The sequence below is a fragment of the Cyanobium sp. N5-Cardenillas genome (assembly GCF_024345515.1).
In the GTDB taxonomy this organism is placed as follows: Bacteria; Cyanobacteriota; Cyanobacteriia; order PCC-6307; family Cyanobiaceae; genus Cyanobium.
This window is the reverse complement of record NZ_JAGQBG010000120.1, coordinates 1-9,479: the sequence shown is the minus strand read 5'-3', so window position 1 is coordinate 9,479 and position 9,479 is coordinate 1. Positions and strand designations below refer to the sequence as shown.

At 63.6% G+C, this 9,479-nt stretch carries 10 protein-coding genes; 6 read left to right on the top strand and 4 right to left on the bottom strand.

Going from position 1 to position 9,479, the window contains the following annotated elements; translation table 11 throughout:
- A partial coding sequence (locus tag KBZ04_RS10465; RefSeq protein WP_254991875.1) for a response regulator occupies positions 1 to 1,073 on the top strand: 1,073 nt, incomplete at its 5' end.
- 5 nt (positions 1,074 to 1,078) lie between these two features.
- The gene (locus tag KBZ04_RS10460) at positions 1,079 to 2,251 is read left to right on the top strand and encodes a PP2C family protein-serine/threonine phosphatase (RefSeq protein WP_254991874.1); all 1,173 of its coding nucleotides are present in this window, start codon (positions 1,079 to 1,081) and stop codon (positions 2,249 to 2,251) included.
- 36 nt (positions 2,252 to 2,287) lie between these two features.
- Here the strand turns inward: KBZ04_RS10460 and KBZ04_RS10455 are convergent, their stop codons facing one another.
- Positions 2,288 to 2,620: an STAS domain-containing protein gene (locus tag KBZ04_RS10455; protein WP_254991873.1), complete on the bottom strand. Its 333-nt coding sequence runs from the start codon at positions 2,618 to 2,620 to the stop codon at positions 2,288 to 2,290.
- Positions 2,621 to 2,818: 198 nt separating this feature from the next.
- On the opposite strand from KBZ04_RS10455, the gene KBZ04_RS10450 reads away from it, so the two are divergent.
- Genes KBZ04_RS10450 through KBZ04_RS10435 form a run of 4 tightly spaced genes read left to right on the top strand, consistent with a single transcriptional unit; the run spans position 2,819 to position 6,719 of the window.
- Complete coding sequence (locus KBZ04_RS10450; protein ID WP_254991872.1) at positions 2,819 to 3,166, top strand: PAS domain S-box protein; 348 nt, start codon at positions 2,819 to 2,821, stop codon at positions 3,164 to 3,166.
- A 7-nt stretch (positions 3,167 to 3,173) separates the two neighbouring features.
- Positions 3,174 to 4,841 carry a response regulator gene (locus tag KBZ04_RS10445; RefSeq protein WP_254991871.1) on the top strand — a complete coding sequence of 556 codons (1,668 nt, stop codon included), beginning with the start codon at positions 3,174 to 3,176 and terminating at the stop codon, positions 4,839 to 4,841.
- Positions 4,828 to 5,643, top strand: a complete 816-nt coding sequence (locus tag KBZ04_RS10440) for a hypothetical protein (protein ID WP_254991870.1) — start codon at positions 4,828 to 4,830, stop codon at positions 5,641 to 5,643. The genes KBZ04_RS10445 and KBZ04_RS10440 overlap by 14 nt, the downstream gene beginning before the upstream one ends.
- The gene (locus KBZ04_RS10435; RefSeq protein WP_254991868.1) at positions 5,616 to 6,719 is read left to right on the top strand and encodes an ATP-binding protein; all 1,104 of its coding nucleotides are present in this window, start codon (positions 5,616 to 5,618) and stop codon (positions 6,717 to 6,719) included. The genes KBZ04_RS10440 and KBZ04_RS10435 overlap by 28 nt, the downstream gene beginning before the upstream one ends.
- Before the next feature lie 12 nt (positions 6,720 to 6,731).
- On the opposite strand, the gene KBZ04_RS10430 is transcribed toward KBZ04_RS10435, so the two are convergent.
- The 3 genes from KBZ04_RS10430 to KBZ04_RS10420 form a co-directional block, all read right to left on the bottom strand.
- On the bottom strand, positions 6,732 to 7,703 hold the full coding sequence (locus KBZ04_RS10430) for a sensor domain-containing diguanylate cyclase (RefSeq protein ID WP_254991867.1): 972 nt from the start codon (positions 7,701 to 7,703) through the stop codon (positions 6,732 to 6,734).
- A 41-nt stretch (positions 7,704 to 7,744) separates the two neighbouring features.
- Positions 7,745 to 8,599 (bottom strand): 1,4-dihydroxy-2-naphthoyl-CoA synthase, encoded by an 855-nt coding sequence (menB, locus tag KBZ04_RS10425; RefSeq protein WP_254991866.1) that lies wholly within the window; start codon positions 8,597 to 8,599, stop codon positions 7,745 to 7,747.
- On the bottom strand, positions 8,596 to 9,479 hold an 884-nt coding region (locus tag KBZ04_RS10420; RefSeq protein WP_254991865.1), incomplete at its 5' end, for a thiamine pyrophosphate-dependent enzyme. The genes KBZ04_RS10420 and menB, both read right to left, overlap by 4 nt.

Sequence of the window (9,479 nt, the reverse complement as noted above, 5' to 3'; positions counted from 1 at the left end):
ACCTCGGCCATGGGGTGGTGATCCTTGATGGGCGGCTGCTCTGCTGCGAAGGGGAGACAACCCCGCCAGCCTTTCTGCAGGACCCCTTGCTTCAGGTGCGCCCCTGGATCCTCCTGGCTGACAGGTGCAAGCAGACCGAGCTGGCATCGCTGGCCAAGACGCCGGCTGTGATGCTCTCCAAGCCTGTGCGACTCGAACAGCTCCGCCTGGCCTTGATTCAGCAAGGACAGAGCCCGCTGGAGCGGCGGCTGGCTGGCCCGCCAACGCTGACGCACGAATCTGCCCCCCAGGGCGGCCCCCATCGCCTCGCTGACCGGCTGCCGCTGCGGCTGCTCATCGTTGATGACATCCCTGTGAACCGCCAGTTGGCGCTCCAGTTGCTGCAGCGCCTGGGTTACCGGGCCGAGGCCGTGGCTTCGGGCTCAGAGGCGCTTGCGGCCGTGCAGGAGACCCCCTTCGATGTGCTGTTCATGGACGTGCAGATGCCGGAGCTTGATGGTTACGCCACCACGCGGGCGATCCGGCGGCTGCCGGTACCTTTCGTCCAGCCCTGGATCATTGCCATGACCGCCCATGGCCGTCCGGAGGATCGCCAGGCCTGCCTCCAGGCCGGCATGGACGACTTTCTGGCCAAGCCGATCGTGCCCGCCCAGCTCACCTACGCCTTGGAGCACTACCAGCCCCGCGACCAACCCGAAGCGCCAGCAGGTGGAGGGGCCGACCCGATCGACGCGGCCGCCTGGGACGAATTGGAGCAAGCCATGGGAGACGGTGCTGAGGCCGTGCTCCAGGAGCTCATCGATCTCTACCTCGAGGATGCGATGCGACTTGTGTCGGCGGTGGTGATGGCCCACCGGTACCACGATCCCCCGGCGATGATCGCCGCTGCCCATTCGCTGCGCTCCCCCAGTGCCAGCCTGGGGGCGCTGCGGTTGGCCACGCTGTGCGGCCAGGTTGAGGAGTCCCTGCGCTCCGATTCGTCGGCCTGGCCCCAGGTCAGAATCGATCAGTTGCTCGTCGAGGCTGGACGGGTGAGCGAAGCCCTGCGTCGGCGCCTTCCCATGGAAGCCTGAACCCCATGGAAGGCCCTACCGCACCGATCTCGATCCTGCTGGTGGATGACGACCGCGTCCATTCCCGCATCCTCGAGGTCCGTCTCCGGGCCCAGGGGTACCGGATTGCTGTGGCGGATTCGGGTGAGCGCGCCCTGGCGCAGGCCCGTCTTTGCTCCCCCACGGTCATCCTCTGCGACTGGCTGATGGACGGCATGAATGGCCTGGACGTCTGCCGGGCCTTCAAGGCGGAACCGGCCCTGGCATCGGCCCACTTCATCCTGCTGACCTCCCGGTCCCGGGTGGAGGACCGGGTGGAGGGGCTGGACTGCGGTGCTGACGACTTCCTTTCCAAACCGGTCGACCCGGAGGAGCTGCTGGCCCGGGTTCGCTCCGGCATCCGCCTGCACCAGGCCAACGAACGGCTCAAGCTCCTGGCCGAGGAGTTGCGTCAGCAGAAACTGCGCCTGGATCAGGAGCTGGAGGAGGCGGCCAGTTATGTGAAATCCCTGCTGCCCGAAGCCATCGGCGGTGCGGTGCGGGCCGACTCCCGTTTCGAGCCCTGCAACGAACTGGGTGGTGACTCGTTCGACTTCTTCTGGCTCGATGACGACCACTTCGTCGTCTACCTCGCCGATGGCTCCGGCCATGGCCTGGCGGCGGCCTTCCCCTCGATCTCCGTCCACAACCAGTTGCGCTCCCGCTCGCTGCCCGTTGACCTGCGCGATCCTGCCGCGGTGCTGCAGACCCTGAATGCCGGTTTTCCGATGGAGCGTCACCAGGGCCGGTACCTGACGCTCTGGTACGGGGTGTATCAACCCTCCAGCCGAACCCTGCGCTTTGCCAGTGCGGGCCATCCCCCGGCCATGCTCTGGAGCCGCACAGGGGCCTTTCCCTATCGCTGGCTCAAGGGCCAGGGCATGGCCGTAGGGCTGTTCGATGACACGACCTATGGCAACGAGAGCCTGGAGGTCGGCGAAGGGGCCTGTCTTCTTGTTTACAGCGATGGCCTCTACGAAGTTCCCAGGCCCGATGGTGCGATGGGGACGCTGCCCGAATTCATGCAACTGGTGGAGCAGTGCCGAGGTCTGCTCGCTGATGACGATGGCCTGGATCGGTTGCTGTCCCAGATCCACGACGCCACGGACAATGTGCCATTCACCGATGACTATTCCGTGATCCGTGCCCTGTTGTCTTGATTGTTTCCAGGTCTTGTCAGCGATTCGGATGGCGGTTCAGCCGCCTGATTCATCGGCTGAAAGGAGAGCGATGCAAGCGTCGCTGTCCGGGACAATCGTGAACACCTTCTCGGTCCCGGTGAGCTCAAGAACAATGCGCACCTGCCTGCAGAGCCCGCAAAGAAATAATTGCTTACCTTGCTCTCTGATGCGCTTGAGTACGGAGATCAGAGCGCCGAATCCTCTGCTGTCCATGAAGTTAATGCCCTGACAATCAATCAGGATGTTCCTTGGCTTCTCTGCCAGAACCGTACCAACCGATTGCCGCAACTCCTCACCACTCTGGGCATCAAGCAGGCCCAAGGGTTTCAGGATGTAAAGATCATCCACAAATGGAATCTCAGATTAGAGTTATCTTACCATTCACTCCCGGAGGGCCCTTGCGCTGCCGGGCCATGGACCGGGTGGGGCGCCGTGGCGTCTGTGAGGATCCGGCGACTGGCCCCCCGGGCTTGTCCCGGCGGAAGCGACCCCTCAGCGCCACCGCTACAGTTGATGACCAGGCAGGTCGCGTCCTCAGCGAGATTCATGGTCACGATCGAAGAGCTTCGCCGCCAACCCCTTCCCTTTGTCGCCGCCGATCAGGAAGGGCTGATCGTGGAGACCAATGCCCTGTTTGAGTCAACCTACGGATGGACGTTGGATGATCTGATGGGCCAATCCCTTTCCATGATTCTGCCAGCCGCCTATCAGGATGCCCACCACTTGGGATTCTCCCGATTCCAGATCATTGGTGAGTCCCAGATCCTCAACCATCCCCTAGAGCTGATGACCATCTGCAAAGACGGACAAGCCATCAACTCCGAGCACTTCATCGTGGCCGAGCGCAGAGGCGAGAGCTGGGTGTTCGCGGCAACCCTCCGTCCGTTGACTTGAGGAGAGAATGCCGGATCAGAGCCTTGTTGGCCAACTTCGCAACACCCTCGGGAGGCTGGAGGCGGCCTTGGGAGCCGTTGATGAGGCCCTCGCCTTCACCGATCTCAACGGAATCGTGGAATGGACGAATGCATCATTTGACCGGTTTGTGGGCTTGTCCCGCTTGCAGAGCCTTGGTCAATGCCTGAGCCAGATCATCCCAAGGCCCTATTTCCACGAGCTAAGCGACAGCCGATCTGGCCTGCCATTCTGGAGCTCAGGATCAGAAGGATCCAGCACTTGGGAATTGTTGGGTGCACCACACCTTCAGGTGATTGAGGTGTCCTGGGCCACAGTCAAGCTCCCAGGCAAGCCGTCTTTGGTGTTCACCTTCCGTGACAAGAGCGAGATTGTCCAGGCCCAGGACAAATTGATCGAAGCCCGTGACCAGCTGGAGCTGCAGGTGGCCGAGCGAACCCGCGAGTTGCAACTTGCGCGCGATGAGGCGTTGGCAGCAAGCCAATCCAAAACACGGTTTCTGGCCAATATGAGCCATGAGATCCGCACCCCATTGAACGCTGTGATCGGGATGACGGATGTGCTGCTGAGCAGCTCCATGGAGGGCCAGCAACGGGAGATGCTGGAAACGATTCATCAAAGTGGCGAGTATCTTCTAAGCCTGATCAACGACATTCTGGATATCTCGCAGATTGAAACTGGGCGGCTTGGGCTCAATCCCAGAACTTTCGACCTTCATGAATTACTCAATGACATCGTCAAGCTTTTTCAGCATCAAGCCTCTGTAGGCTGTCTCGGCTTACGGCTAAGCGTTCCACCGGATACACCGCAGTGGCTTGTAGGAGATGATCTCAAGCTGCGCCAAATCCTATTCAACTTATTGGGGAATGCTTGTAAGTATACCAATGAAGGGGAGATTCGTCTGAGCGTTGAGACCTCCCAAGCCAGGGCCAACGGCATGGTTCTGCTGTTCCATGTGAATGACACGGGTATCGGCATTTCCAGCGAGGCTATGCCATTGATCTTTGAGGAGTTCATTGGCCATTCCAATCCAGCCCAGACGCAGCAAAGTGCCGGACTCGGCCTGGCCATCCGCTCACGATTGTGCCAGCTGATGGGGGGCGAAATCTCCGTTGAATCGAGTCTAGGTACCGGCAGTTGCTTTACGGTAAGTCTGCCGTTTATTCGCGCAGTGCCGGAGCAGAATGAGCTTGTCAAAGACGCTCCCGAAGTCAGCCTGGATCCTGACATCGGCATCCTGATCGCTGATGATAATCGTGTCAATCGTAGGGTGCTTGAGTTGATGCTGGCCAGATTGAATCTAAAAGCGGAGTCGGTGGGAGAAGGTCATGCGGCTATTCAATCTGTCAGGGATGGAAGCGTGGATCTGATCTTCATGGATGTGGCCATGCCCGGACTGGATGGCATGGCCGCCTCGCGCCAACTGCGTAGTGAAGGTTACTCGGATACCTACATCATCGCTCTGACGGCCTATTCGTTTGACTCCCATCGACGGGAATGTGAAGCGGCGGGGATGAACGACTTTCTCCCCAAACCACTTCGGTTCTCAGATCTCCGTGCGGCCTTGGGCAGGTATCGCGCTTGGCAGCGAGCCACAGAGCCGACGGAAAGGAATTACACTGATTCATGTGATGTGGGGCGGGGTGAGCACCATTGATCTTCCATCGGTATCGAGGTACGGGCTGTTCCGGGCTTCCACTCTGTTGGCCTTGGGAATCTTTTCCATTTCCAGCTCTACCCTGATCGTTACCTACTGGGTGGCCGAACAGACCCTGTTCAGGTCCGTACAGCAGCGGCTGCTGGACCTGGCCATGTTCACGGCGGCGGAGATGGATGGTGAGCTCCACAACAGGATTCGCCGTCCTGATCAGATGGCCAGTCAGCTCTATCGCCAGGCCTCCGAGCCCTTGATCCGGCTCAGAAGGTCGGTGCCGGAAATCTTTTGTGCCTACACCCTGACGGGTCGAGAAAGGCCTTTGCGATCTGTTCTGGACAGTACGGTCTTCATCAAGAATCAAGGAGACGACTTCAGTGCTCCCATCGTAGGTCAGCTCTATGAAGATGCCCCCGCCGATGCCCTGATCGCAGCCCGGCTTGCCAAGCCCAGGATCAGTTCCGTTCCCTACACCGATCAATGGGGAACCTTCCTGTCGGCCTATGCCCCGTTCCAGGACGGCCCCGCAACAGCCATTGTGGGTGTCGATCTCTCCCTGGCCACCCTCAACCAGCAACTGTTTCCCCTGCGCCTCAGTCTGGGCCTCTCACTGGCAGGCAGTGCACTGCTATCCACCTTTGCCGGATATCTACACTCTCGTTATTTACGTTCCTCGGCATCAGCCTTGCAATCCAGCCTGGAAGCGGCTGATCTGCCCGACAAGCAGCGGCTGATTCACAGCAGGCCAACCTCGCCAAGAGCACCTTCCTGGCCACCATGGGCCATGAACTGCGAACGCCCCTGAATGGGGTGATTGGCCTCACCAACATTCTGCTCAGCACTGGCCTGACGCCCCACCAACAATCCTGTCTGCAGACAGTCAGGAACTCCGGGGAGTCCCTGCTGCTGCTGCTCAATCAACTGCTCGACATCTCAGCGATCGACAGCGGCAACCTGGTGATCGACTCCGCTCCCTGTCAACTTCGGCCTCTGTTTACCGATGTGATGGCGTTGTTCGCCGAACAGTCGCAGACCAAAGGGCTGGCGTTAACGCTCAACCTGGACCCCGCCCTCCCCGATGCTGTGCTGTCAGATCCTCTCCATCTGCGCCAGATCGTGGTGAACCTTGTTGGCAACGCGATCAAGTACACGGAGAACGGATGCGTGACGATCACCGTTTCATCTCAGGGTTCCCTGCCCGACGGCAGGGTTCCTCTGCTTTTCCACGTCCGAGACACCGGTCCTGGAATTTCCGATTCCGCCCGCGATTCCCTGTTCCAACCGTTTACGCAGGCTGATTCCAGCAGCACCCGCGCCCATGGCGGCGCGGGGTTGGGATTGGCCATCTGTCACCACCTTGTCATCGCCATGGGCGGCTCGATTGAGGTGGAGAGCGCGCCGGGTCGAGGCAGCCTTTTCAAGGTCATTCTGCCGGTGGTGATCCCTGAATCACCTGCCGTGCCAGACGTCCCCACAACAGCCAGCTTTGCCGATGACCACCCGCTGCGGATTCTTCTGGCCGAGGACAATGCCGTCAACGCCCGCGTCTGTGAACTGATGCTGCAGCGCCTCGGCTATGGGGTCAGCGTGGCCCGTGATGGGGAAGAGGCCCTAGGCCAGCATCGCCTTCTGGATCCGGACATCATCCTGATGGATCTGCGCATGCCCAAACTGGATGGCTTTGATGCCACCCGCAGGATTCGTGAGCAGGCCGGCGATACCGTGCGGCCCTGGATCGTGGCTGTCACCGCCAACATCCGTGATTGCGACCGTGCCGAAGCCCTGGCCAGCGGCATGAACGATTTCATCGGCAAGCCGATCAGGGTCGAGTCCCTGCAAGCCGCCCTGTCCCGCGCCCACGCCGCCATACAGCCCCAGTGACCGGTGCCGGGTTCAGCCGGGCAGAGTCTTTCCGGACAGCCTGGCCTGTTTCAGGGCCGCTTCGGCCCGTTGGAACAGATCCCTGAAGCCGGTGTCCTCCGTGCTGAGGCTGGCCACACCCCGGCTGACGGACAGGGGGTGGCGAACGCCATCCACCAGCCAGCCCTGCAGCGCCAACCCGGCCCGGAGGCTCTCCGCCTGGGCTCGGCCCTCCCGGGCCTCGAGGCCGGTGCGCAACACGGCGAACTCGGCTTCGGTGACGCGCCCGACCAAGGCACTGTCCCCCAGTAATGCCCGAAGGGTCCTGGCCACCTCCTGAACCACCCGCTCGCCTTGCTGGCTGCCGAAGCGAGCCCGGAAGGCCTGGAAATCGTCGAGGCCGATGAGCATCAGGGTCAGGGCATCGCCGCTCTGCCGGACCCGCTGGAACTCCCGCTGGCCCGCCTCGAAGAAGGGACGCCGGTTCTGGAGGCCGGTGAGCGGACAGAGGTAGCCGTTGCTCCGGGATTCCAGGTACTGGGTGACCATGCCGGCCAGATCCTGCAGCAGCTGTTGTTCTCCGCTGGCCAGCTGCCTCGGCTGGGGGCTGATGACGCACAGGGTGCCCAGATTGAAACCGGTGCGGGACTGCAGCGGCACCCCGGCATAGAAGCGGATGTGGGGGTCCCCCTTGACCAGGGGGTTGTCCTTGAAGCGATCATCTTCGGTGGCATCACTGACGACCATGACGTCGTCGGAGCAGATGGCGTGAGCACAGAAGGCCTGCTCCCGTGGCGTTTCACTCGCCTCCAGGCCCACCCGGGAAAGGAACCATTGCCGCTGGCGATCCACCAGGGAGATCAGGGCGATCGGAACCCCCAGCATCTGGCTGGCCAGGCGGGTGATCCGATCGAAGTCCACATCCGGCTCCGTATCGAGGATGTGGTGCTCGTCCAGGGCCGCCTGGCGCCCAGCTTCGTTGTCCGGGATCGGATAGGCGGACACCGGTCGTTGCTCCCACGCACTGAAGTATGGACCGCGGCCGCTCAGGGCAGCCAGGGCGCCTCGGAGAAATCCGGATCCCGTTTTTCCAGGAAGGCATTGCGCCCCTCCTGGCCTTCGCTCGTCCGGTAGAAGAGATGGGTGGCCTGGCCCGCCAGCTCCTGGATGCCCGCCAGGCCGTCGGTTTCGGCATTGAAGGCGGCCTTGAGACAGCGGATCGCCGTGGGGCTGTGCTGCAGCACCTCCCGCGCCCAGGCCACCCCTTCCCGTTCCAGATCCTCCAGGGGCACCACGGCGTTCACCAGCCCCATGGCCAGGGCCTGTTCGGCGTGGTAGCGGCGGCATAGGAACCAGATCTCCCGGGCCTTGCGCTGGCCCACCACCCGGGCCAGGTAGCCGGCGCCGAAGCCGCCGTCGAAGCTGCCCACCCGCGGCCCGGTCTGGCCGAAGACGGCATTCTCGGCCGCCAGGCTCAGGTCACAGAGCAGGTGCAGCACCTGGCCGCCGCCGATGGCATAGCCGGCCACCAGGGCGATCACCACCTTGGGCAGGCTGCGGATGATCCGCTGCAGGTCGAGCACGTTGAGCCGCGGCAGGCCGCTCTCGTCGAGGTAGCCACCGTCGCCACGCACGCTCTGGTCGCCTCCGGCGCAGAAGGCCCAGACGCCGTCGTCGGCCGGCCCCTCGCCCGTGAGCAGCACCACACCGATGGCGGGGTCGTCCCGCACCCGGTTGAAGGCATCGCAGAGCTCCTGCACGGTGAGCGGCCGGAAGGCGTTGCGCTTCTCGGGCCGGTTGAGGCTGATCCGGGCGATCCCATCGCCGCTGGTCTCGAAGCGGATGTCGCTGTAGGTGCCGGCGCTGGTCCAGCTCGGCAGGGGCGGGGGAACGGGGGTCATGGGGGCGTGACCTGGGCTGCGGCCATTGTGCGCAGCCGCTGCCGCAGGGCGGCATCACGGCGGCGGTCGGTCGTGATCACCAGCAGCGCCAGCGGCTGTTGCCGTGCCCAGACCAGGGCGCTTTCCAGGGCGTCCAGCCGCTCCAGCCGCCGGCCCGGCACCCCGTGCACCGCCGCCAGTGCCAGGGGATCCACCGCCTGGGGCATGGCGAACAGGCGCTCGAAATCCATCGCCGCCGCCGGCTCGGTGCGGATGGGCAGCTGCTCGAAGATGCCGCCGCCGCCGTTGTCGATCAGCACCACGGTGAGCCGCCCCCGCAGCTGGCTGCGCCACAGCCAGCCATTGGCGTCGTGGAGCAGGGCCAGATCGCCGCTCACCAGCACCAGCTCGCCCAGGACCTCGGCCAGGCCGCAGGCGCTCGAGAGGGTGCCATCGATGCCGGAGGCCCCCCGGAAGCCGTGCATCGGCCGGGGTGGGGCGGCCGGGTGAGCGAAGCTCTCCCAGTCCCGCACGGGGCTGCTGTTGGCCAGCAGCACGGGCAACCCCGCTGGCAGCAGCCGGCTGAGCCGGCGTGCCAGGGCCGGCTCCCCGTTCTCGTCGGCCAGCTCCTGCTCCAGCAGCGCCTGCAGCGCCGCCTCTGCCTGGTGCCAGCGATCCGCCAGCGCCAGCGCTTCCCCAGCGGGCTCGCCGGCCTCGCTGGACGGCGGTTGGCCCGCCAGCCAGGCGGCGAGGCCGGCGCCGCACTGGGCCCGCACCAGCCGGAGCGGGTCAAGGGGGCGCCCGTCCCCTTCGCTCACCAGTACCTGGGGCCCGTCCTGTGCCGCCAGCCAGCGCTGCAGTCGACGGCTGGCTGGCAGGGGGCCGAGGCGCAACACCTGCA

What these genes read in the sequence shown, in the direction of transcription:
- KBZ04_RS10450 (WP_254991872.1), top strand. Translation starts at nt 2,819, where the DNA reads ATGGTCACGATCGAAGAGCTTCGCCGCCAACCCCTTCCCTTTGTCGCC.
- KBZ04_RS10435 (WP_254991868.1), top strand. Translation starts at nt 5,616, where the DNA reads ATGGGCCATGAACTGCGAACGCCCCTGAATGGGGTGATTGGCCTCACC.
- KBZ04_RS10445 (WP_254991871.1), top strand. Translation starts at nt 3,174, where the DNA reads ATGCCGGATCAGAGCCTTGTTGGCCAACTTCGCAACACCCTCGGGAGG.
- KBZ04_RS10460 (WP_254991874.1), top strand. Translation starts at nt 1,079, where the DNA reads ATGGAAGGCCCTACCGCACCGATCTCGATCCTGCTGGTGGATGACGAC.
- menB (WP_254991866.1), bottom strand. Translation starts at nt 8,599, where the DNA reads ATGACCCCCGTTCCCCCGCCCCTGCCGAGCTGGACCAGCGCCGGCACC.